The organism is Exiguobacterium sp. SH1S21 (assembly GCF_004337175.1).
In the GTDB taxonomy this organism is placed as follows: Bacteria; Bacillota; Bacilli; order Exiguobacteriales; family Exiguobacteriaceae; genus Exiguobacterium; species Exiguobacterium aurantiacum_A.
In genome coordinates, this window is sequence record NZ_SJUY01000001.1 from 636,744 (window position 1) to 659,360 (window position 22,617).

29 protein-coding genes are annotated in these 22,617 nt (G+C 52.2%); 9 read left to right on the plus strand and 20 right to left on the minus strand.

Features of this window, described 5'->3' with window-relative positions; all coding sequences use genetic code 11:
- Positions 1-31: 31 nt before the first annotated feature.
- Positions 32-643, minus strand: coding sequence for a protein kinase family protein (locus EVJ24_RS03140; protein ID WP_131439502.1), 612 nt, complete (start codon positions 641-643; stop codon positions 32-34).
- Between the two features lie 151 nt (positions 644-794).
- Here EVJ24_RS03140 and EVJ24_RS03145 point away from each other — a divergent pair, with 151 nt between their 5' ends.
- The 4 genes from EVJ24_RS03145 to EVJ24_RS03160 all read left to right on the plus strand — a co-directional run bounded on the left by EVJ24_RS03145 (position 795) and on the right by EVJ24_RS03160 (position 5,456).
- The gene (locus tag EVJ24_RS03145) at positions 795-1,691 is read left to right on the plus strand and encodes an aldo/keto reductase (RefSeq protein WP_131439504.1); all 897 of its coding nucleotides are present in this window, start codon (positions 795-797) and stop codon (positions 1,689-1,691) included.
- A gap of 287 nt (positions 1,692-1,978) precedes the next feature.
- Positions 1,979-3,241 carry a hypothetical protein gene (locus EVJ24_RS03150; RefSeq protein ID WP_236637535.1) on the plus strand — a complete coding sequence of 421 codons (1,263 nt, stop codon included), beginning with the start codon at positions 1,979-1,981 and terminating at the stop codon, positions 3,239-3,241.
- A 14-nt stretch (positions 3,242-3,255) separates the two neighbouring features.
- Positions 3,256-4,491 carry a hypothetical protein gene (locus EVJ24_RS03155; RefSeq protein WP_131439506.1) on the plus strand — a complete coding sequence of 412 codons (1,236 nt, stop codon included), beginning with the start codon at positions 3,256-3,258 and terminating at the stop codon, positions 4,489-4,491.
- Between the two features lie 110 nt (positions 4,492-4,601).
- Complete coding sequence (locus EVJ24_RS03160; protein ID WP_131439508.1) at positions 4,602-5,456, plus strand: pirin family protein; 855 nt, start codon at positions 4,602-4,604, stop codon at positions 5,454-5,456.
- Between the two features lie 25 nt (positions 5,457-5,481).
- Here EVJ24_RS03160 and EVJ24_RS03165 read toward each other — a convergent pair whose 3' ends face one another.
- Genes EVJ24_RS03165 through EVJ24_RS03180 form a run of 4 tightly spaced genes read right to left on the minus strand, consistent with a single transcriptional unit; the run spans position 5,482 to position 7,165 of the window.
- Positions 5,482-5,787: a hypothetical protein gene (locus EVJ24_RS03165; protein WP_131439510.1), complete on the minus strand. Its 306-nt coding sequence runs from the start codon at positions 5,785-5,787 to the stop codon at positions 5,482-5,484.
- A gap of 15 nt (positions 5,788-5,802) precedes the next feature.
- Positions 5,803-6,264: a GNAT family N-acetyltransferase gene (locus EVJ24_RS03170; protein WP_161568728.1), complete on the minus strand. Its 462-nt coding sequence runs from the start codon at positions 6,262-6,264 to the stop codon at positions 5,803-5,805.
- Positions 6,265-6,266: 2 nt separating this feature from the next.
- Positions 6,267-6,584: a hypothetical protein gene (locus EVJ24_RS03175; RefSeq protein WP_131439514.1), complete on the minus strand. Its 318-nt coding sequence runs from the start codon at positions 6,582-6,584 to the stop codon at positions 6,267-6,269.
- Between the two features lie 56 nt (positions 6,585-6,640).
- Complete coding sequence (locus tag EVJ24_RS03180) at positions 6,641-7,165, minus strand: GrpB family protein (RefSeq protein WP_071398548.1); 525 nt, start codon at positions 7,163-7,165, stop codon at positions 6,641-6,643.
- A gap of 155 nt (positions 7,166-7,320) precedes the next feature.
- Between EVJ24_RS03180 and EVJ24_RS03185 the strand changes: the two genes are divergently transcribed.
- A complete protein-coding gene (locus EVJ24_RS03185; RefSeq protein ID WP_070329283.1) occupies positions 7,321-7,863 on the plus strand; it encodes a TraR/DksA C4-type zinc finger protein in 543 nt (180 codons plus the stop codon).
- A 62-nt stretch (positions 7,864-7,925) separates the two neighbouring features.
- Here EVJ24_RS03185 and EVJ24_RS03190 read toward each other — a convergent pair whose 3' ends face one another.
- The 3 genes from EVJ24_RS03190 to EVJ24_RS03200 form a co-directional block, all read right to left on the minus strand.
- Entirely contained in the window at positions 7,926-8,912 is a 987-nt protein-coding gene (locus EVJ24_RS03190) for a M23 family metallopeptidase (RefSeq protein ID WP_131439516.1), read from the minus strand.
- A 166-nt stretch (positions 8,913-9,078) separates the two neighbouring features.
- Positions 9,079-9,267: a hypothetical protein gene (locus EVJ24_RS03195; RefSeq protein ID WP_131439518.1), complete on the minus strand. Its 189-nt coding sequence runs from the start codon at positions 9,265-9,267 to the stop codon at positions 9,079-9,081.
- Positions 9,267-10,064, minus strand: a complete 798-nt coding sequence (locus tag EVJ24_RS03200; RefSeq protein WP_131439520.1) for a GNAT family N-acetyltransferase — start codon at positions 10,062-10,064, stop codon at positions 9,267-9,269. The genes EVJ24_RS03195 and EVJ24_RS03200 overlap by 1 nt, the downstream gene beginning before the upstream one ends.
- Positions 10,065-10,132: 68 nt before the next feature.
- Between EVJ24_RS03200 and EVJ24_RS03205 the strand changes: the two genes are divergently transcribed.
- Complete coding sequence (locus tag EVJ24_RS03205) at positions 10,133-10,600, plus strand: GNAT family N-acetyltransferase (RefSeq protein ID WP_131439522.1); 468 nt, start codon at positions 10,133-10,135, stop codon at positions 10,598-10,600.
- Here the strand turns inward: EVJ24_RS03205 and EVJ24_RS03210 are convergent.
- The 4 genes from EVJ24_RS03210 to EVJ24_RS03225 form a co-directional block, all read right to left on the minus strand.
- Positions 10,581-11,168 (minus strand): GNAT family N-acetyltransferase, encoded by a 588-nt coding sequence (locus tag EVJ24_RS03210; protein WP_131439524.1) that lies wholly within the window; start codon positions 11,166-11,168, stop codon positions 10,581-10,583. The genes EVJ24_RS03205 and EVJ24_RS03210 overlap by 20 nt on opposite strands.
- A 94-nt stretch (positions 11,169-11,262) precedes the next feature.
- On the minus strand, positions 11,263-11,865 hold the full coding sequence (locus tag EVJ24_RS03215) for an NUDIX hydrolase (protein WP_131439526.1): 603 nt from the start codon (positions 11,863-11,865) through the stop codon (positions 11,263-11,265).
- On the minus strand, positions 11,862-12,875 hold the full coding sequence (locus tag EVJ24_RS03220) for a S66 family peptidase (RefSeq protein WP_236637536.1): 1,014 nt from the start codon (positions 12,873-12,875) through the stop codon (positions 11,862-11,864). Before EVJ24_RS03220 ends, EVJ24_RS03215 begins: the two co-directional genes overlap by 4 nt.
- Before the next feature lie 66 nt (positions 12,876-12,941).
- The gene (locus tag EVJ24_RS03225; RefSeq protein WP_131439528.1) at positions 12,942-13,232 is read right to left on the minus strand and encodes a hypothetical protein; all 291 of its coding nucleotides are present in this window, start codon (positions 13,230-13,232) and stop codon (positions 12,942-12,944) included.
- A gap of 162 nt (positions 13,233-13,394) precedes the next feature.
- On the opposite strand from EVJ24_RS03225, the gene EVJ24_RS03230 reads away from it, so the two are divergent.
- Both EVJ24_RS03230 and EVJ24_RS03235 read left to right on the plus strand, forming a co-directional pair.
- Positions 13,395-13,709, plus strand: coding sequence for a hypothetical protein (locus tag EVJ24_RS03230; protein WP_070329290.1), 315 nt, complete (start codon positions 13,395-13,397; stop codon positions 13,707-13,709).
- Between the two features lie 88 nt (positions 13,710-13,797).
- Entirely contained in the window at positions 13,798-14,583 is a 786-nt protein-coding gene (locus EVJ24_RS03235; protein ID WP_131439530.1) for an SDR family oxidoreductase, read from the plus strand.
- 31 nt (positions 14,584-14,614) lie between these two features.
- Here EVJ24_RS03235 and EVJ24_RS03240 read toward each other — a convergent pair whose 3' ends face one another.
- The 7 genes from EVJ24_RS03240 to EVJ24_RS03270 form a co-directional block, all read right to left on the minus strand.
- A complete protein-coding gene (locus EVJ24_RS03240; RefSeq protein WP_131439532.1) occupies positions 14,615-15,412 on the minus strand; it encodes a GNAT family N-acetyltransferase in 798 nt (265 codons plus the stop codon).
- Positions 15,413-15,493: 81 nt separating this feature from the next.
- Positions 15,494-16,561: a saccharopine dehydrogenase family protein gene (locus EVJ24_RS03245; protein WP_131439534.1), complete on the minus strand. Its 1,068-nt coding sequence runs from the start codon at positions 16,559-16,561 to the stop codon at positions 15,494-15,496.
- 132 nt (positions 16,562-16,693) lie between these two features.
- Positions 16,694-17,323, minus strand: coding sequence for an NADPH-dependent FMN reductase (locus tag EVJ24_RS03250; RefSeq protein WP_131439536.1), 630 nt, complete (start codon positions 17,321-17,323; stop codon positions 16,694-16,696).
- Positions 17,320-18,315, minus strand: a complete 996-nt coding sequence (locus tag EVJ24_RS03255; protein WP_070329295.1) for a ring-cleaving dioxygenase — start codon at positions 18,313-18,315, stop codon at positions 17,320-17,322. Before EVJ24_RS03255 ends, EVJ24_RS03250 begins: the two co-directional genes overlap by 4 nt.
- A gap of 36 nt (positions 18,316-18,351) precedes the next feature.
- Positions 18,352-18,786, minus strand: a complete 435-nt coding sequence (locus EVJ24_RS03260; RefSeq protein ID WP_131439538.1) for a MarR family winged helix-turn-helix transcriptional regulator — start codon at positions 18,784-18,786, stop codon at positions 18,352-18,354.
- A gap of 146 nt (positions 18,787-18,932) precedes the next feature.
- The gene (locus EVJ24_RS03265; protein WP_131439540.1) at positions 18,933-20,060 is read right to left on the minus strand and encodes a tetratricopeptide repeat protein; all 1,128 of its coding nucleotides are present in this window, start codon (positions 20,058-20,060) and stop codon (positions 18,933-18,935) included.
- A gap of 49 nt (positions 20,061-20,109) precedes the next feature.
- Positions 20,110-20,649, minus strand: a complete 540-nt coding sequence (locus EVJ24_RS03270) for a DUF402 domain-containing protein (RefSeq protein WP_071398564.1) — start codon at positions 20,647-20,649, stop codon at positions 20,110-20,112.
- Between the two features lie 209 nt (positions 20,650-20,858).
- On the opposite strand from EVJ24_RS03270, the gene EVJ24_RS03275 reads away from it, so the two are divergent.
- Positions 20,859-21,605 (plus strand): hypothetical protein, encoded by a 747-nt coding sequence (locus EVJ24_RS03275; RefSeq protein WP_131439542.1) that lies wholly within the window; start codon positions 20,859-20,861, stop codon positions 21,603-21,605.
- Here EVJ24_RS03275 and EVJ24_RS03280 read toward each other — a convergent pair whose 3' ends face one another.
- On the minus strand, positions 21,606-22,574 hold the full coding sequence (locus tag EVJ24_RS03280) for an aminoglycoside phosphotransferase family protein (RefSeq protein ID WP_131439544.1): 969 nt from the start codon (positions 22,572-22,574) through the stop codon (positions 21,606-21,608). It lies immediately after the preceding gene.
- Between the last annotated feature and the right edge of the window lie 43 nt (positions 22,575-22,617).

Here is a 22,617-nt window from a genome sequence, read left to right on the forward strand (position 1 = left end):
CCCTAATCGCCAAAAGAAAAACGACCTTCGACTAACGTCTCGGATCGTTGACAAACGTGCGGTATAAATAGGCGATGCCGTTCAACAGCCGCTCGGAATATCGTTTCGGCACGAAGCGGAGCCGATAGAGCCGATACATCCGTTTCAAGTCTTCCCATTGATGGTCGATATGCTGCCCTTGCCGGAATCGGGCCAAATCGATCAAATAGATGCGGCCTTGCGGACTGAGGATGATGTTGCGCAAATGTACGTCTGACGGGGTCAGTCCAAGCTGACGCGCTTTAATCAGCGCCTCGTCGACTTGCTCGATGTACGCCGCGTCAATCCAAATCCCTTCGGTCAAACACTCAAACAGCGTCTTACCTTCGATATAATCGATGACGATATAGTTCGGCCCGACTTCGTACAAATATGGGAACTGGGGCAGCCCTTCGAGCGTACGATAAATCACGGCTTCTTCCGCCGCGATTTGAGTATAGTCCGGGAAGAACACTTTGATGACGAGTCGCGTGTCTTTCACGCGAAATACGGCGGCGCTCCGTCCGATCCCATGCAGCTCGAGGTCTTGGTGATAAGCGGTGACACGCGTCTCGTGAACGTCTTGTTCGAACGACACGTCCGCATAAATTTCATAACGATTCATGAAGAACTCCTCTTTCCGTTTGTCTCTCGTCTATCATAACGGATTCCATCACGATTGACCCTGTTTCAGCATCCCTGCTCGCGCGCAGAAAGTGACGCTGTTGTCCAATACCCGTATAATGAAAGCGACAGACAATTAGGAGGAATCGATTATGCAACGAATCGCACTAACGGAAGACTTATCGTTCTCACGCATCATCCACGGAATGTGGCGTCTCGCCGAATGGGAGATGAGCCCACAGGAGCGTCTCACGTTCATCGAGCAATGTATCGAGCTCGGCATCACGACGTTCGATCACGCCGACATTTATGGCGGGTATACGTGTGAAGGATTATTCGGAGAGGCGTTGCGCCTCAAACCTTCGCTTCGTGACCAAATCGAAATCGTGACGAAGACGGGCATCAAGTTGACCGGCTCATTCAACCCCGGTCAAACGCTCAATCATTACGATACGACGAAAGCACATATAATCAGCCAAACCGAACGTTCTTTGAACGAGCTCGGGATTGACCAGATTGATACACTTTTGATCCATCGTCCCGATCCGCTCATGGATCCAGATGAAGTCGCCGAGGCGTTCATCACGTTGCAACAGAGCGGAAAAGTCCGGACGTTCGGCGTCTCGAACCACGTACCGTCGACACAGCAACTGCTGCAGTCACGGTTACCGTTCAAACTCGTGACGAACCAGCTCGAGCTCTCGCCGATGCAGTTGAAACATTTCGAAGATGGTTCTGTCGACCTATGTCACGAAAAGCGAATGCCGCTCATGGCCTGGAGCCCGCTCGCCGGAGGCCAGTTATTCTCTGCAGACGACTACGCGCCACTTCGTGAAAAGCTTGAAGAGATCCGCGTCCGTCATGACGCTAGCGGTATCGATTCAATCGTCTATGCTTGGTTGCTCAAACATCCGGTCAATATCATGCCGATCATCGGTTCTGGGAAAATTGAACGAGTCCGCACTGGCGTCGACGCACTTGAAATTGAGCTCAGCCGTGAAGAATGGTTCGAAATTTTGAAAGCTTCACGCGGTCGCGACGTCGACTAAAGGAATATAAAAACCAATAAATACCTATAAAACCCATACTCCATTTCAACGTTTTCCGTCCGTTTTTTAGCAATGACGCTATATCAAGGTTCATTCGTCAAAAATCGACAACATTTAAATCGAGAAATTCCATTTCTTATCCATAAGTGTAAACTGGACCCGCTCAGTTCAAGTCGAGCGGGTTTTTCGCTTTTTTATTAAAAAAACACATTAGTTTTCCTAAGACTAAAGTCACAAAAAATTGGTGCTAAAATGGTGAAAGTTATTCATCGAAGGAGTGCACCGCTGTGAAAAAGTACCTGCTTTTCTGTACGCTCGCCATTTTGTCAGTCCTATTTGGATGTGAGGAAGAACATGCTTTTCGTTTACATACAGCTCCAGAGTACTATCAAGGTCGCGCCACGCTTCCTTCTGGGCAACAGATTGAGATGACTGAGTCCGACCGGACGAACGTGCTCGATGCTTGTTATCCAGAAAATGCCATCACGACCGTTCCCACCGGCGACCGCCGTTTAGTCGGAACGGTCACGTTGACGCAGCCGTTGACGACGACAACGTCAACCGAAGCGTTTCCGACCGCTACATTCTTTGAAGTGGAGAATCAGTCTTATGTGCAATGTCAGGCAGGCACAATCACTTATATCAAACAAGTCGCATCCGTTCCGGACAGTCTCACGGCTTTTCAAGACTTGTCCGTCACTTATCCGTCCATCTCGAAACTGCGAAACGCTCAACCGCACGAACGACTTCAGTTTCTAAACGAGATGGACAAACCGGTCGGCAACGAACCATATCCGCTCCGGACTGCTCTCGAGCAAACGCTCGTCCACGTGACGATGCCGTTCAACGGTTCATATGAGTTCACGTTCGAGTCAACGGACACGGCCGAGACCCTCGTGGTCCCTATTGATTTATCTTCTAGACAGCCGTTTCTCTCGATCGGATTTGGTACCGAGTCGGCTGATGGCGAACAGCGCTACGGCATTTACACCTCGTCGAACCAAGAGGTCTATCGCGACGTAGTCCGACCGCCAGACGCGACGTTCGACCGTTTTCTAGGAGCCCGGCAAGCAAGTGCGCTCCCATCGACACTCGTAGCGAACAAACGCTATCCGTTGTTCAGCTTCTCGTTCACCCGCGATGGAAAAGCCCATAAACAAGTCGTGTCGATCACCTATAAAGAAGAAACCTTGTTGCGCGGGGATAGCCTGAAGAACAAAATGCGCCAACAATTCGACCACCGCCGGCACGTCGTCTTTCACGAGCTCGCCTTGATCGGTACGGAATCGAAAGACGAGCCGTTTTTAAGCCACGCGACAGCTGACGATACGCAATTCATCTTCAAAGCGATCGAGCGCGCGAAAGCCGTCTCGAAAGCCGGCACACCTGCCTCGACCCCTTATTTGACCGTCTTCGAAGGCATATGTGCGCAAACGTTCGACGTCAGCTATGAAGGAAATGACGTGTTTTTGACGAATACGAAGACTGGGTCTCATTTCCAGCTACTCCGCGACGATGCGGCCAAGTGGCAGGCTCAATTCATGGAGTAAAGGGGGCAAATGGCGTGCGAACCATCGGCATCACAACGTTGCTCATGGCGACAATCATCTTGACCGGTTGCACAGAACAAGAGTCCGCGCTCGACCTCAAAGTTCGCCCCATCCTATTCGACGGCTATCATTATGAACCGGACCAACAGTCGATGCAGCTCGACGAAACGGAACAGATTGCCGTGCATACGATTTGTGACGACACCGGTGCGATTTCCCTCCCGAACAGCACCTTCGTCTATGACGGGACGTATCGCAGTTTTTCACGCTTTTCGTCAGATGCGGCGTCTCTCTTGACGAGCATGACCGTGTTCCATGACGACGAGGCGACATACGCCTATTGCCAAACCGATGCCAGCCAATATATGAAACAAATCAATCCCGAGCGCTTCTCGATTGCCCGGCGTGAAACGGCTGCCGAGCCCATAAGACCTCGTTCACTGAGTAGATCCGATGAGGTGCATCAAGCGGTCAAAAGCAATCTTGAGGACGATCTCTTTTTCGAAGTGATGCCTTTCACCTCACCGTTTGTTACGCTGCACTCTCCTCTCTTCGCCTCACTCGCTCTAGAAGTGAAGACACAGGACTCGTCGACGACATCTTTTCACCCATTTGACCCGAACATGAAGACGATGACGCTGTCGCTTTATCTCGTCAAGATGGACGGGGTTGTCCAACCGCTCTTGATTCGATCTTCTGAAAACAACATGGCATACGGGTCGCTCGATTCTGTTCCAGATGGCGGCATCCCGACGCTTTCAACCGTCTATCCGTTGCCTGACGAACTCAAGTTCGGAGAAACATACCCTCTTTGGGAACTGTCTTATGATGTTGGCGGGGAAACGGTGAAACAAACAATCTCGCTCTCCTATGAACCGCCGGTGATGATGACACAGTCAGAAGTCGACGCAGCAACAACAGAAGAAGTCGAGGAAGCGACCATCGGTTATTTCCATAAGACGTCGCTCTCCGGTAAGACCGAACTTCATCATTTGGACGCCATCCAGACGACCACTGCCGACGGAGAAACGCTTAAACAGATGCTGCAGCGGGCCGAACGCGTCAACCGGAATGGTGAGGCGGCCGCATACCCGCTATTCACCTTGGCCGAAGGCGTTAAGTCCCAAACGTTCGACGTGACGCTCCATGAACGTTCCAAAAAGACGGACGTCTATGTCACGACCAAAGGTAACCACTACAAACTCAGTTCCGAGGACAGCGCCACCTGGCTGTCGCTCGCCCCTTATTGACAGACGGTCTCCTGGCCGTCTGTCTTTGCACGTTCAGAGAGCAAAATCACCCGTTTCTAGATCGACCATGTGCGACAATGGAGCCAAACGCTTTCGAAGGAGATGGTCTGATGACGAAACGATTTGACCGCGATGTCGCCGCACACTGGCAAGTCGCGTATAAACAGAACGGCTATCCGCACGTCCAACAAGGGTGGGTGTTACCCCCGGAACGAAAAGACGAGTTCGACCCGTTTATTTTAATGGCCGAGGATTGGTTCAAGCGTGGCACGTTCTCTGACCATCCGCACCGCGGGTTTCAGACGATCACGTACGTCATCGACGGTCGGCTCGAGCATATCGACAACCATGGCGGTCACTCAATTTTAGACGCCGGTGACGTTCAATATATGAACGCCGGTTGGGCAGCCCGGCATGCCGAGGAAGCCGTCGATGACGACTTGATCCATACGCTGCAACTATGGCTCAACTTGCCAAAATCGCTTAAATCGACGACAACTTCCTATCAGAACGTGTATGTCGAAGACGCTCCGATCGTACCGATCGACGGCGGGCAGGTGCGCGTCTACTCCGGCGACGTCGCCGGGGTAACGGGGCCAATGAACAGCCTCGTGCCGATCACGATGAGCGAAATCAGTTTGAAAGCCGGTGCCGTCTACGAGCACGTCTTGCCGACAAACCATAACGGATTCGTCTACGTGCTCGCCGGTTCAGTCGAGCTCGGCACGTTGGCGACCCCGCTCGAGAAAACGCACGTGGCGACGCTCACGTACGACGAAACAGCGGACAGCATGAGCGCACTCCGCGTCAAAGCGACGTCACGGGCCCGTCTGCTCGTCTACTCAGGACAGCCGATCCGTGAGGACTACATCGCCCATGGTCCGTTCGTCATGAATACCGAGGACGAGATTCGCCAAGCGTTCCGCGATTATCATGCCGGTAGTTTTGGACCCCCGGCACAATAACAAAAAGCCACGCGGCAGCGTGGCTTTACTTCGTTTTATCCGGCATGAGTACCGTCTGCTGGGTCGGAACCCGACCGATCGGTACGGTCCGTTCGACGAGGACGTATCGTTTCCCGTCCACCTCAAACTTCCGGTCTCCGAGATAATGGGCCGACTTGCCGTCCTCATAGAGTTTCGTCAAAATCGCCGGCACGTATTGATTCAAGTCCGTGTGATGATCATCAAGCGTCATGACGATATTGCCTTTGCTGTATCCCATCCACTGGTTCGACATGAAAAACATTAAAGAAATCACTCCGATGATCCCAATCACTAAAATAACTGTGTCCATCCAATCCCCCTCACCCTATAAATGCTTTATAACAATCTGACGCTTCGCTTGAAAGCCGACACGTTCGTAAAACGTGGCGGCCTCTTCGTTCACCGACCAATAATCCAGTTCAATCGATGAGAATTTATGATCAACGGCAAAGCGCTCCACATGCTCCATAATGAGACGGCCATAACCGTGTCTTTTCACGTCAGGGTTGATACTGATTTGATGAACGTAGAGCGTTCGCACTGCCTGACGAAATGCGTTGGCCTCGCTCACTCGCTCTTCAAAACAGACATAACCGATGATTTCATCGTCCACTTCGGCCGTAAAGAAATGATAAGTATCTTGCGCCATCATCTTCGAGAACGCTTCTTCGATCAACGCATGATCATACGCTGCAAAGAAAGTTGGTACTAGTTCGATATGATGTTCGTGAATCGGACGGTTCAACGTCGCGATCAACGTCGCATCATCGGTGGAGCGTAAGCGCATCATTAACCGCCCCCAGTGTGCGTGCCGTTTCGGTCTTCCGTGACCCCGTGTGGCTTTTCATCACCACGCAACACGTGGTTCGAACTGACCGTCGCTGTTCCGTTCAACCGGCGCTGAATCGGACGGGCGAGAAAATAGCCGCCGAACAACGAAGCCGGAAACACGAGAACGGCTGTACCTAAGACGAGATAAGTATAACGTTGAATCTCTTCCGTTGCCGGGACGAACTGATGGACCCCATAGCGCAAGCCAAAGAATAATCCGATGAATACGAGCGCGACAAACGCGTACTCGACACATTTCCCAAGAAATTGCTTCACTTTATCTCCCCCCTCAACTTGTTATCTATCGTTACGAGAAGAAGCGAGAAAAAGTTTCATTTCTGTTGCTGGGACAAATACCAAAGCGTCGCCACTCGCTCCGTTTCGGACACCCATTCTTGTTTTCCTTGGATGTAGCTTTCGATATCTTCCGGATGTTGGCTCGCGAGCTGTTGTTTGAGAGCGGCATATTCGGCACGTACGTCCGGAAACGCCATCAAGTAGTCCCGAAAGGCCAAATGCCGGACGACCCCTTCGTCCCCTTCCTCGAAGACGTGGACATGGACCGTCCGCACGTCCTCACCTTTGGCGAAAAAGCGCCGTCTCGGAATACCGTGCTCGCCGAAACTGCGATAACCGAGGGCCTCCATGTGGCCGATCAATCCATCGACGCGTTCGATTTGGCGAACGACCGGCATGATATCGATGATCGGTTTGGCGTCAAGACCCGGGACAGACGTGCTGCCGATATGATGAATCACAATCAGTTCACCGTCTAGCAATCGTTCGAGCCTGCTCGACTCGTCCTCAAACTTTTCCGTCCATGCTGTATCGTATTCCACAACCTCAACTTTTCTCATGTTGCTTCCTCCTTATTCCACGACAATTGACACTCATTGTCATCATACCCGTTTTCTCAAGTCTTTAGAAATCCGCTTTGCCGACAGAAAGGTTTGTCGCGTCGCAAAATGGGAAATGCTTATACTAATGAAATCAGAACTGGAGAGTGGACCGTATGTTGACACAAAAACAAATCGATACGTTCAAAGAACGTCTACTAAAAGAGAAAGCCAAAACCGAAGGGTATCTGGAAAATCGTGAAGAAGTTTACGACGAAGGAGAGTTGTCGCACTATGACAACCATCCCGCCGATTCGGGAGAAGAGCTGTTTTTACGCGAACGTGACCACGCACTCACTGAACTCGACGAAGAATTCTTAACGGACGTCGATAAGGCGCTTCTCGCCATCAAAAACGGGACGTACGGAAAATGTGAAGTGTGCGGGAAAGAAATTGAACTCGATCGGCTCGAGATCATCCCAGAAGCGACGCTTTGCATCGAACATGCACGTGAGCAGGAAGAACAAGAGCATCAAACAGACCTCGATCGTCCGGTCGAAGAAGATGTCCTCAATGCGTCTGAGACGGCTGCCCATAAACAGCTCGACGGAACAGATGACGCCGGGCAAAGCACTGACGCTTTCAGCCAAGTCGAAGACTTCGGAAGCTCGGATACAATCGCCGACACCAAAGGCAATCACGATCCAACCCGCGAATGAACGAGAGCCGCTGCAATGCGGCTTTTTTTGCGCAAAAAAACACGACGCTACGCCGCGTCGTGTCAATAAACCGCTTTGATTGGTGATGTGCCGCCGAGAACTTCCGCTACGTCCATCGGATTGACCGTATTGCCGGCCGAACTTGACGAGTAACCGTATTTTCCTTGATGCACCTCGAAATGTAAGTGAGGACCTGAAGAGTTGCCCGTGTTGCCGATTTGGCCGATGCCTTCACCTTGAAGCAACGCTTGGCCTTTCTTCACTTCGATTTTATGCATATGGGCGTAGACGGTCGTCCACTTCTGTCCGTTCAAGTCATGCTCGATGAAGACGTGCTTGCCGTAAGGGCCGCTCGTCTTGACGTCGATGACCTTGCCGTCAGCCGCTGCGTAGATCGGTGTCCCGACTTTGGCGGCGATATCGATCCCGTTGTGGAACGTATAGCCGAATTGTCCACTAGCGGGGCCGAACCCTTGTGACAGACGTCCCGTCGCCGGAATCATAAACTGATCTGGTGCAATTGCTGCTTTTTGCTTCTTCAAATCTGTTAATTGCGCAGCTTGTGCCTTCAACTGCTTATACGCTGCCGCATGTGAAGCCTTCGCCTGTTCCCGCTCGGCCTTCACTTCGGCCTGTTGATCACTCAATTCCTCTAACGCTCGAGCAGCTTCGGCTTCTCTCGCTTTTAAATCAGTCTCGGCTTTTTCGGATTCCGCCGCTTCCGCCTTCGCGCTAGGAAGGACAGACGACAGTACTTGTTTAAACAAAGACGTCTCTTCAGGGGTCGAAGCCGTTTCATACGCTTCGAGCTGAGTGCTTACTTGATCTAGTTTAGCTTGAAGCGCATCCGCCCGTTCATCGACCGCCTGCACGTGACGTTCCGCCTTTTCAACCGCTTGCTTTGATGCGTGAACATCACGCTCTATCTTCTGAAGAGACTTCGTCGTCTTGACGAGCTCTTGCGGGGTAAGTTGATCTGCTGAGGCCGACGCTGGGCCATTCAAAACGAGTACGCCGACACCGACAGATAGTAAAAGTTGTTTCCACATATATTGATAAAACCTCCAAATAGGATGATTCGCTAGCTATATAAAAAGCTACAAGTGCGAATATAGCATCCCTACCTGAAAAGTTCAATATATGAAGCATTTCATTTATATGTCTAACATTTCAAAACGGTGAGCAAGCACTCTCACAAACTTCACGAATAGTTCATCACCGTTTGTCTCGCTTCATCTTTAGGACGACGAAGACGATACCCACAGCAGTTATAAACGTCACCGCCGGCCCCCCGAACAGAAAGACACGGTCGATTGACGGAGACAAGTTCGTCGTCAATCCGAGAATCGTAAACAAGTTTCCGACGATGAGACCGACCATCAACATGGGAAGAAGACGTCTCATCAGACACCCGTCCCGCGCTTAACCATCTCAAACTGGGCGATGGCATCTTGTTTGAACCCGAGCGTTCGCGCCGCCTCGATCAATGCAGGACGATCCGACGTGAGCGTCAACTTGATCGGTCCATTCGCTGCGGCCGCCCGTAGGAGCCATTCCGCATCCTCATCCCGGCCGAAAACGTCGAGGAGGACGCCTGACCGGAACAAGAGCGCCCCTGTTTTGTCGCCTTCTGTGATCCGGACGAGCTCCGCTCGTTGCTGGGTCGTCCGGGCGTCCGTTTGCCAGATCGGTCGGTGTGATGCCGACGGGTAATAGCAATCGAACAGCGTCACAATCGGTTCGATCGCGCGTGTCGCTTCCGTTTCGGTCGGAACGGAGTCGAAATAAAAGATTTCGCGCACCGTCTCGTACCCGAGCCGCTCGTACAAAGCGAGTGCCGTGTCGTTGCCTTGGATGACTTCAAGTAGGCGTGTCCCCGTTGCCTGCTCGTCAAAACGGCGCATCAACTCGCGGGCAATCCCTATTTTCCGAAACGCAGGGGAGACGGCCAGACCACCGCAACGCGTGACCCAACCTGTCTCTGAATGGGCCACCCCACTCAAGACGACACCGACCGGACGTCCGTCCGCATACGCGACGATGGAGCGTGACGGTTGATTTTGATCCCGGACGAGGAAGGTCGATTCGAATCCTGCTGCATCCATGTCAAAGCGAATTATGTAATCAGAAAACCCGTCCATGAAAGCTTGATACATGTCGGATAGTGGTGCATTTTGTTGATACGAGATCTGTTGGTCCATAGTTGGTCCTTTCCCATTCATTTTTTGTATACTGAAAGTGCGATACTTCTAATGAGGGAGGAATAACGATGTCATCCGTCACACTCGAACCGCTTCAAGACAAACACTGGCCCGTCCTCGAGACGTTCACGCTGCCGCTCGATCAAGAGAAATATACGACGTTGCCAAAAGATATCGACTCGATAATCCCGGACGGTGTGCACCCCGTCGTCATTGTGAACGACATACCCGTCGGCTTCTTTTTGTTGCACGACACCGAGCGCGTCCAATCGTACACGGACAATCCGAACGCCTTGCTCTTATCGATTTTTTCCATCAATCATCCGGCGCAAAACAACGGGTACGCCAAGTCGGCGCTTCAGCAACTACCGGAGTACGTCCGTCATCATTTTTCTGGCAAACAACGAGTCGTCTTGTCCGTAAATTTGAAGAATGAAGCGGCATTCTCGCTCTATAAAACTGTTGGGTTTAAGGATACGGGCCGTCGTATGTCCGGTCCCGTCGGCGAGCAACGAATCATGTCACTGACGGTTTGAGTTCATCGGGCAGCATCGCATAGATGGCCGTGTCGGTCAGGCGGTTGCCATCAGCGGACAAGTCGTCGTTCCGCAGTATGCCTTCAAGTTGAAACCCTAGACGTTCTGGTATCATCCGGCTGCCCCGGTTCGTCGACTCACAACGGATCTCGATCCGTTTGAATCCGAAATGTGTAAACCCGAACCGCGTGACCGCCTCGACCGCTTCGCCCATGTATCCGTGTCCGGTATGCATCGAATGCAGCCAGTACCCGATTTCTGCCTTCGGGACGTCCCAGTCGATGCCTTGCAGACTGACCGTGCCAACGAACGTTCCCGTGTCTCGTAAAAAGATGAGATAGCGAAAACTCTCCCCTGTTACATAGAGTTCGTGGGCACGTCGTAAATTGATCTCGGTCTCTTCTAACGTTGGGACCGTCTGCGCAAACGGTAGCCACTGCCGGAACTCCTCATGCGAATCGCGAATCGCCGCGTTCACGACACGCTCGTCACCGCTCATGCGTGGTGCTCGTAATTGTAAGCGCGCCGTCTCGATTTCGAGCGGCGTTTCTGTATGTACAACTTCCATCTCGTCTATTCCCCCTTTTCACTTGCGAAAACACCAAACGAGCAGCCCACCTAAACTGAGTACGAGCAAGACGTTCAACAGTTGCCAGATGATATCAATCATCATGGCCTTCTGCTTTCTCCCAGAATGTCCGAACCCCTTCAACAACTTGGTTCCAGTATGTGTCTGGATGTGGAACGAGCGTCTCTTTCGTCACGCGCAACGTCTTTCCGGTTACGACCGAAGTTGCCTCAATCTGTTCGCGCGAACCGTCGAGCAAGGCGACGAACGCCTCGAAGTCAACTTTGCCGACGTCTGCTACTTCGTCAACGTCTAACGCGAACGCCTCCCCAGCGTACGGATAGACATATGTATGGGCGAACTCCCGGTCTAGAAACGCTCCCGTCTCAATCACGTCCTCAAAGACGCCGAGCGGGTGGAGTTGCTCAAGTGACAGTTCAATCCCGAGCTCTTCTTGTATCTCACGGACCCCGTCGCGAACGGTTTCTCCGGCAGTCAGATGCCCTGCTGCCGTGATGTCGAACAGTCCTGGAAAATCTTGTTTCGTCTCGCTGCGGAGCTGTAAGTAAAGATGCGTCGGGTCAATCATCCAGCAGTGGAACGTCTCATGCCAATCGCCGTCACGATGGACGTCGGACCGGGGCTTCAACCCGATTCTTTTACGTGTCCGGTCGACCACAGTAATAAATTCGCTCATATCGTCACTCCATTCTCTAAAAAGGTGATCGTCCCGGCGGTCGCATCGAGCTCGACGTCGATGCCGATCGGGAAGACGTGTGACGGAAACGTATGCCCGATATCGACATTCGTCAAAATCGGGAAGTCGACGTCACCGAGCACTTCAAGCAAGAGCGCTTCGAACGAAAACGGTGCCCCTAGCGTATCAAAATGCTCATGTTTTCCGATGATCAGGCCGTTGATTTGATCAAAGACACCGGCCAGCTTGAGCATACTGAGTGACCGTTCCTCGTCCGCCATCGTCTTGAACGAATCTTCGAGAAACAAAATGGCGCCCTCCATGTCCGGGAAGAACTCTGACTTCAAAAAGCCCGACATCGTGTTCAAATTACCACCTACCAATTTACCCTGTGCCCAGCCATCTCGTAGCGACAACCATCCGTCATTCGGACGAAGCATCTTTGGCCGATCTTGCGTCATCCAGTCAAGCATCTCTTCAGTCCACTCCCGTGGCACGTCGAGTGAATAAGGTGCCTCGCGCTCTAGACAGAGCACGTTTCGGACGTAGCGCTCCCCATCCGCTAACATCGTCTCATACTCTCCAAACGACGGAACAATCGCCGGGCCGTAAAACGTCGTCACGCCCGTCTTCACGTAGCAGGCGAGCAAGAGCGCCGTGACGTCGCTATAACCCATAACAATTTTCGGATGTCGACGCAGCGCTTCGTAATCAAGATACGGCAGAAGCGAGTTCGAGTTCGTTCCCCCAATCGTGCTGATGATCGCTTTGACGTCAGGATCACGCAACAAGTCATTGAATTCCGTGGCTCGGTCCTTGATTGAAGCAGACCGATAGCCTTCTGTACGATATGTGCAGCTGCCTTCACGAACGGTAAAGCCCATTCGTCTCAGTTGAGCAATCCCCCGCTCGTAACGCTCGGGAAAGCGGTTCGGTGCTGGAAACGACGGCGTGATAATCCCAATCGTATCGCCCGACCGTAACGCGGTCGGTTTAATCAGTGTCGACACATGTATCCCTCCATTTTGTTCCATACGTTTACTGTACGAGTTTCGAAGGGGCAACGACAACCTAAACTAAAACAGATCAGGGTCTTCCGACAATGTCCGGACTTTACTGACTTTTCTGTGACGACCAGTCCAGCCAAGTGTTGTGAAGAAAAAACCGCCCCCGACCATACAGAACAGCGCGACCAATCCTGCCACGATGCCATCAAATCCGTAGCGCTCGCCGCTCGCGACGAGCAGTAGCGGCGAAAAGAGGAAGGAAAACACTAGCATGATCAGCCCACCCCACACTCTCCGTCTGGGAAACCCAATCGTCCACCACCCGAAAGCAATCAATCCTAAAATGATTAACCCAACCATCCCGAATAGAACCATCGTCAGCGCCTCCACTCCGCAAATTGTTTTACTATATTCCGCATCTGTCATTCAAATCCCTGTAAAAATCAGCCTATATAAATTCCTGATTCCGGGTAAATAACTAATGGAAACCATCGCACCGGGGTACCGCAGAGGAGGATCACCATGAGAGCTAGACTCATCTTTGCCTTCGCGTTCATCGGTCTTTTTTTGTTAGCAGTCTATTGGGTGAGCACGTGGAACGATCACACGCTCGACGGACGCATCGAACGGATTGAAATCCCTCAACTGATGATTGGTCCAGCCGAGACGGATATGGATGAAATCAAGTTGCATACGATTCTAGTTAATGATCAGACGGAAGTGACGGGTCTTGCTAGCGACGTGCAAGAGCTTCGCGCCGGTCAACATGTGACCATCGAGCTTGACCCAGATGCGACGCTCAACATCGCGCTATCGATTCATGTAACGTCCGATTAAACGAAGAATCGTCTTTTTTCAAGAAAACGGGCTTAATTTTTATAGAACAGTGGAATATGACAACAGGTAGCTGAAAGGAGATAAATACATGATTTCAAATACATTGTTGTCGGGTAAAGTCGCGTTTGTCACAGGAGCGGCGTCAGGAATCGGACGCGCCGCTGTCATCCGGTTCGTCCAAGCGGGGGCAAAAGTCGCCATCGTCGACTTGAACCAAGAGGACTCCGAGAAGCTCGCGAGCTTGATCGGCGAGGACCGCGCCATCGGAATTAGTGCTGACGTCTCCAACGAAGACGAGATGAAACGGGCTTATGAACAGACAGTCGAACGGTTCGGACATGTCGATATCGTGTTTGCGAACGCGGGACGGAACGGGACGATCACACCGATCGAGCACTTGTCGCTCGAAGATTGGAACGGGGTCGTCGAGACGAACTTGACGGGCACGTTCTTGACCGTGAAACATGCGATCCCTTACTTGAAGGAGAAAGGCGGCAGCATCATCATCACGTCGTCGATCAACGGGAACCGTTTCTTTAAAAACTTTGGCTTCAGCGGCTATGCGACGACGAAAGCCGGCCAGACCGGTTTTGCGAAAATGGCCGCGGCCGAGCTCGCCCAGTTCGGTATTCGGGTCAACACGATTTGTCCGGGTGCAATCGATACGAACATCGATGATTCGACGAACCGGGACGACGCGTTACTTGAAGAAATCGTCATCCCGATCGAATATCCAGAAGGCAACCAACCGCTCGCCGGAAAATCAGGTACGGCGAAGCAAGTGGCCGACGTCGTCTTGTTCTTTGCGAGCAATATGTCGAGCCACGTCACCGGATCAGAAGTTTACGTCGACGGTGCCGAATCACTACTCTAACGACAACAGGTCGCCCCGCGGGGCGACCTGTTTATTTGAGGATCGGACTTTTCATGACTGCTTTTTGATAAAACGGTGTAAAACCGAGGCGCTCCATGTTGCGTCCCGAGGCGGTATCGACTTTCGTCGTCACCGTCACGTACTCGCAACCCATCGCTTTTGCCGCGGCGACTCGCTCTAAAATGAGTTGGGTCTGATAACCTTTTCCCCGATAATCGGGAATCGTGCTCGTCAAAAACAGTTCCCCCATCCCATCCTGAACGGCGAGAATACCGCCGGCGACCGCTGTCTCGTCTTCACGGACGAGAAACGCCTGGTTTTCCGGTAACGCATAAAACCCTTTCGCCGTATCAATCGTCTCTTGCAGGACGGTCCCCGTCTCGGCGAATCCTGTCGCAATCGCCCGAGCCCATTCGTTCACGTTATCAGCATGCACACGTTCGACACGTGTCGCTTCACTCTCTGGCAACTCAAACGTGTTCACATCGAGCAACCAGACGTCGAGAAAGTGATCGAGCGTATAGTTTCGTTCCTGCAGCAGGCGAATGAGCGACATGTCCGCGAGTGGACACACCTCAATATGTAGGCGGGACACGTTCTTACCACGGACCCACTTCTCCATTTGGTGCAGATCGTAAAAGCTCGTCGGACGGTTCAAGCCGAACCCGACCGCAAAACTCGTATTCCCCATCCGGAACACATGACCTTTATTTTCAACGATTAACTCCGAGCCTTCATAGGGAGGGGTCTGTTTTCGATGCCTGATGTAGGCAGACGTCCCTTCCGCTTTGATGCGTTCGATGCGCCTGGCTAGTTCTAAGCGTTTCATCTCGTTCCCTCCCTCTAATCTTCCCTGAGTTTACCACACTTCAATTACGAACATGTTGTGATTCCGTTACAAGGCAACGCTTTAAAGGCGGACTTCATCAATCACGAACGAGGATGACCCTTCGATTTCTTCGATAAAATGCGAGCCGAACAACATCGCTGGTGTGAAGCTTCCAGGAATGACCCGGCTTGAACCGACGAGACGTTTCACGACCTCGAGCGCGCCATAGACGGTGAAGGCGTACGTGCTCGCCGTCTGAATGCGAACGATATATTTGTGTCCGTCTGCATTCGTTGCTTCGCCCCAAACATACGTCGACGACCCGTCCCGCTCCGCCTCATCCGGTCCGCTAATATGTTCATCGACATAGCGTAAGAGACGTCCTTGGACAGCGTCACTACCAAGAATCGGACTAAAGAACGACATGAGACGAGACGCATATCCGGCCACTGGGGGAACTGGGATCCATGTCGTGATGTTTGGGATTCCCGTCGTATAATACGCGGTCGAGACGTCACCCCACGGAATCGCGAGCGCTGTTTTCTTGCCGCGCCCAAAGTCGATTTGTCGACGCTTGGCCCCAAGCGGGAACGGCGACAGTTTTCCGTCTTTCCGCTCGGCACTGCTCGAGCCGAGCCCACGGATTGCTGTTTTCATCGTTCCGCGCGAAATACCGGCAGCGGCCGAGAAGCCGAGGGCGAGCTTCGTCGCGTCCGGCATGAGTTCCTTCAACTTGCGGGCCACACAGTCGGTCGGGATGACGTCAAAGCCGACACCCGAGCACAGCAACACGCCTGCTTCTTGCGCGAGTTTGGCCCGTTTCTTCGAATGAATGTATTCGAATACTTCAATTTCCCCGGTAATATCGAGGTAATGAGTCTGTGAAGCAAGGCACGCCTCGACCATCGGCTGACTCGTATCGGCGAACGGTCCAGCACAGTGCAAGACGAGGTCGATGTCAGCGAGTTCCTGCTTCGCTTTGTCGAGCGACAGACTAAAGACACGCGTCTCGCATCCGAGCTCATCGCCAAGACGCTCGATCGCGTCCGCGCGCCGCCCTGCGAGCACCGGCGTCATCCCTTCTTTTACTGCTTGCCGGGCAATCAGTTCACCCGTATAGCCGTTCGCGCCATAGATCATCCATTTCATCGTTGTTTCCTCCTTCAGGCTATATGTATGCTTCTTTTGTTCCCTTCTTTTACTGACGATACACGATGCAATATCGAATGAACAGTAACACAAAAAAACTGATCGTCCCTAAAAGGACAACCAGTTGCTTGATTAGTTGTTCGTTGCTTCCGCTGCTTTCGTACGGACCGTCTGCATCGCTTCTGTCCACGGGACGAGCTGGTCGAGCATATCATTCACCGATTGGACTTGTACGTCTTTCGGTGCGAAGTGCGTGCCGTTCTCGAAATCTGTGAAGAGCGAGAGCGCTGGGTGGACCCGGACGTGGGCGATCAAGAGTTCGCTCAAGACACCGCGCACATGCTCAGTTGCCCGAGCACCGCCGACTGAACCGTATGAGACGATCCCTGCCGCCTTGTTATGCCATTCGTTGCGTAAGTAGTCGAGGGCGTTTTTGAGCGCGCCTGTCATCGAGTGGTTGTACTCTTGTACGATGAAGACGAAACCGTCCATCTCTGCAATCTTCTCCGACCATGCCGCGGCACCTGTCGCGTCGCCGTCTGCCTCGCCGAGAAGCGGTAAGCTGTAGTCCGCGATATCGATGATTTCATAGTTGGCGTCACCGCGCTTGTCGGCAAGTTTTTTTACCCATTCTCCGACTTGCGGGCTAACGCGTCCTTCACGAGTCGATCCGAGTACGATTCCAATTTTCAACATAGTAGTTCCTCCTTGTGAGTTGGTTGGTTCTTCTTGTTTACCGAACAAACGATTGAAAAAACTCATGATGGCATACCCTCATATTCTTTCTCGAACGTTTTGGTACTTCTGACCGTATCAATCGGCCGGACCATCGCTTCGATCTGCTCACGCTTCGACTCTAAGAACGGTGGGAGCGACAATTTCTCACCTACCGTCTCATATGGTTCGTCACCCATAAATCCTGGTCCGTCGGTCGCCCATTCGAACAAGATTTGCGGTGCGACGCGTGCATACGACGATTCAAAGAAGAAACGATCAACGTAACCTGACGTCGGTAACCCGAACTGTTGAAGCCGTGCTGTCCATTCGTCGAGGACGCTACGGTCATCGACGCGGAACGCGACGTGATGCACCGTTCCAAACCCTTGCCGTGCCTGCTGAGACGTCTCGTCATGGATGACGACGACTTGCGCTCCGTTTCCACCCTCACCTCCTTCAAAGAGATGATTGTCACCTTCTTGCCCGATTTCTTCGAACAACATGACTTCCTCCATCACTTGCTTGAAGTACGTGAAGTCAGAAATACGGATAAAGATTGGCCCAAGTCCAGTAATGGCATACTCGAGTGGAATCGGACCGTTTGGCCACGGCTCACCAGAAGCGACACCTTGATTGAACTCGTCCGAGATGAGCTGATACGCTTGGTCGTCGAAGTCAACGAACGACAGCGTCTTCTTGCCGAACTGCTCGGTGATGCCTTCATGTTTTACCTTTAACCGATCAAAACGGCGGACCCAGTAGTCGAGTGCCTGATCCGTCGGGACACGGAACGACGTCTTTGAAATCTCATTCGTCCCGTGCACGCCTTTTGGGATGCCTGGGAAGTCGAAAAACGTCATGTCCGTCCCGGCGCTACCTTTATCGTCCGCAAAGAACAAGTGATACGTCTGAATGTCGTCTTGGTTGACCGTCTTCTTGACGAGACGCATCCCTAAGACGTTCGTAAAGAAGTCATAGTTCTTTTCGGCGCTGCTCGTGATCGCCGTCACGTGGTGAATCCCTTTTACATGGTTCATCTAAATCGCTCCTTCAAAATCTTGATTTCGAGATAATTAGTTAAAAAATTTTGACGCCTCGGCACGTTTGCCGACCGTCTTCAATTGTGTGATTGTGTCATCTAAATCGAGTCCGTCGAACAACTCGTTCATCCGTTTCGTGTGTATCGGAAAAATTTGATCCATCAAGTCGGTTCCCGCTTCAGTTAATGCGGCATATGTCACACGGCGGTCGCTCGGACAAGCTTTCCGGACCAAATAGCCTTTTGCCTCGAGTCGGTCGACGATATACGTCATGCTGCCGCTTGAGAGCAAGACTTTTTTGCCGATGATTTGAATCGGTTGGTCACCTTTATGATAGAGCAGTTCGAGTACCGAGAATTCGGTCGCGTTCAGTCCATATGCGGCGACTTCGTGTTTGACCATGTCCTGGATCGATTGTGAAGCTCGAAATAAGACGGTGATTGCTTTTAAGGCGTCTGATTGTTTCATCTGTTCCCCTCCTTTGTTGAGAGAAAACAATACTTTAAATTTAATTATCTTTAATTCGAGATAAATATAACACGGTAATTTGGATCGGTCAATCAATTTGATTCAATAAAAAGACAAGGCCGCTTCCACAGGCCTTGTCTTCCGGATCAATCGTACGTCTCGTCGAGATTGCGCGCATAGAACGCGATGGCGCGACGATAACGCTGAATGCTGTCATCCGGCTGCGGACTCACGAGCAGCTCGAGCAACGCACCGGTCGCTTCCTGATGCTGTCCGAGGTTGTAACGCGTCATCGCTTGGAACACTTTCAAGGCAGCGATGTCAGGGAACTGTTCGATCGCCTTAGCAAATAGTTGTTCGGCATCCTCGTAACGACCGAGCGCACGGTACGTGCTGCCGAGCCCGATATACGTCTCACTGAGCTCGTGACCGCTCAGACCGAGTCGGATGGCCCGCTCATAGTGCGGGACGGCTTGACGCTCTTCGCCGAGCGAGTCATAACACCAGGCACATTGCGCGTGGAGTCGTGGATTCTTCTCATCTTGACGCAACAGCATGAGCAACAGCTGCTTCGCCCGCTCGAGCTCTCCGTTCTCGCGCAGGCGGATCGCCTCGTCGAGTCCGACCTCTTCAGGCTGTTTGACGTGAAGGTCGCTCAAATCATCTAGCCACGCTTGCAGTTTCTCATAATATTTCCCGACATGGACGCCGTCGACGAGCGCGTGGTGCGCTTGAACCGAGAGCGGCATCATCATCCGGTCGCCAACCTTCGTGAATTTGCCCCAGGCGATCCGCGGAACGCTATCGTGCTGTTGGTCATTCGTCGGGTGACTGATGCTCGTGAACGTGAGCCAAGGCACGCTCGTAATATAGAGCAGGCTGTCCGGCTCGTCATCTCCGACGACGACTTCTCGTTTCGCCCCGCTCATCCGCACGGCCACTTCCTCCATGAAGTCGGGAAACGCGTCTTTATACGTCGCCGTACAGAAATTGAAGACGTCATCATCCATCATGACGGTGAACGATGGATGGACGACATCATGCTCGACGACCACGTCACCGCGCATCCGGTACCTAAGTTCCGGGATGGCGTTCGCCGTCTTCACCACGCCGTATAAGAACAGCTTGAAAAATGACTGTCCGCGCGTCTTCGCGAACGTATGTAGCTTCGTCACGTCGACGTTCGCCGTCACGTTGAAATGCGGGGCGTCAAACGCCTTGAAAAACTCATAATGCTTTTTACGCGACCACTTCTCGAGATCAATTTGTTTCATCTATCTTCCCCCCTGTTCTTTCACTGTACCAAAAGCAGTACGGGAAGACTCAAAGCTTTTGCTTCAACTGCTCGTAATGCTCGTTCGCTAAATCAAAATAGACGAAGTCGCGGCGTTCGATCCGATCGAGCGTCGCCTTGAAATCACGCCAGCCACGGTCGACCATCTCCGGCGTGAGCTCACCTGACTTGGCTGCCGCTTCGAACTCATCCTCGTCTTTACGGACGACGTCACCGTTCGGGAAGATGAGAATGTCGAGCAGGAGGTCATCCATGTACGGAATCCCATCCTCATACCCAATCCCTTCAACGATATCGATGTACCATTGGACGATGTTGCCCCGGTCGTCGAACATGACAGTCACCCCGAACGGTTCATGTTCTGAGAAGTACTGGAGCCACGCATAACCTGCGTCGGCGACGATGAACTCCTCTCCTTGATGCATCTTATATTGCGGGGCTCGGACGGCGTCAATTTGGAAGAGGGCGACGGTGCCCGAGAAGCGATCGTCCTGCACCTCCATTTGTGCGTATCGATTTTTTAATATTCGTTCCCAATCACGACGATTGGCAAATTTTCGTTTTGGCATCTCTCTCTCTCCTTTAGACCGGTTTCCTAAATGTGTTCGCCAAAAGTCGACATTTCCCTGTTCAATCGTACAAATTGTGTTGATTGAACCAGACGAGGTAGCGATTCCATTTGCCCTAGATGAGAAAGTATCCAGGTTCTCATCCTATTTCATACATGCTACGCTAATGTAAAATAGGGAAATAATGTAACTTACTAGGGGGTTGTTTTATGAAACGATTAGGACTACTTGGCTTAAGCGCGTTCTTGCTGACAGGTTGTACCGATCAAGCCGAGCAACCAATCGTCTCTCCTGATATGAACGAACAAGATGAAGAAGCGACGATCGAATGGACACGAGAAGATTTCAAAGACGTCTTTGACCAACACGAGACTGCCCAAGACTTGTTAGCAGCGCTCGAAACCCAAGGGCTAACACCGTTCCGTGAGACGTTCGAACGCGTCGTCATCGCCGGGGACGAGATCCATCATACGTACGCCGATATTTATCCGTTCAAGCTCGACGACGGCACGTACGCGACCGTCTATGAGAATGAAGACGGTGAAATCGCCAACGGTCCCGAGTCGGTCGCACCGCTCTTTTGGCAAGAAGAGTCGTTCACGCAATTCGTTGAGGAGATTGAGAAGCGCAAATACGGGACGAGTGCCCCCCCGACCGACGTCACATTGACGCAAGACGAGTTTCAATCGATTTACGACCGCCATGCCTACACGTCAGCGCTCATCGTCGAGCTCGACGAATGGGGAGTTCAAGTCGCACGCGACCCAATCGAGAACGTCATCATTGCCGGGAACGGCGTCAAGGAAGTGACGGCCGACTTGATCGTCTTTGAGATCGAAAACGGCTACGCCATCGTCTACGACCAAGACGGTGAGATTTTGAAAGCACCGGAGTCAATCGCCCAGCTGTTTTGGAACGAGACGGATTATGAAAACCTGCTCGAGAAGAATGAGTGATCACGTACCGCGACGTTTCAAGTCCCGATACTCGAGGAACAAGTTGAGCCATTGGACCGGTTTATCGGCTGACTCGGACGGATCATACCGATAGTTGGTCACATATACATGCCACGACAGCGCCCGATATACGCAACCGAGCTCTTCAGCGATCAACAAATGGCGCCATAGCAAGTCCCGCGGCGCCACACTTTCCCACTCAGCCAAGTAGACGGTACGCATCTTCTGAATCTGTTCATACCATGCGACTTCATCGTCTTCCGGCAACAAGTCGTAGAGCGCGTTCCAAAACACACGGACGCTGAAGAACGGATGGGTGACGGTCGCATCGCCCCAATCGAGAATACATAAGTCATCCGTCTGTTTGCGCCAAAAGATGTTGCCGCCATGTAAGTCGCCGTGCTCGAGACTCATCGGCACCCCAGTCGCGAGCTCGTCGCACATGGTGAGGAGTTCGTCTTGGAGCGCCAGCACCGCCTCTGCCTTATCTCGATCTAACCCCGTACATAACTCGGGTAAATACGTCCGTATCTCTTCTTTTAGACGAGCCGGACGCCGGTCCGGGATACCGTAGGCCAAAAGCGTATCCGTGTAATTCGCTTCTTTTCTCTGTAGTTTCGCATATTGACGCACAGCCGCTTTGTACCGACTGTGCTTGGGGTATTCACGAAGTGCATACCCGCCGATGTCTCGCATAAGTAGCCAGTTGCGTGTCGCGGCAATGGCGATGACCTCCGGGACGAGTCCCGGATGCCGTTCGGCTAGATGCATCGACAGTTCAGCCTCGCCACCACTGATTGCTGTCACCGCCTTGGCGTAGTAACGGTCTGCCCCGTACTCTCCATACATCAAGTATGTCAAATCGGTATCTTTCACAACCCGCCACGTCACGCCTGGCACGTGACCATCGAGCCAGTGCTCGAACTGTTCACGGTAAGACTCGTCACGCCATGGGATGGCATCCCTCACTGACCTCACTTCCTTTCACCACACTTCGTTTAGGAGGAAATAA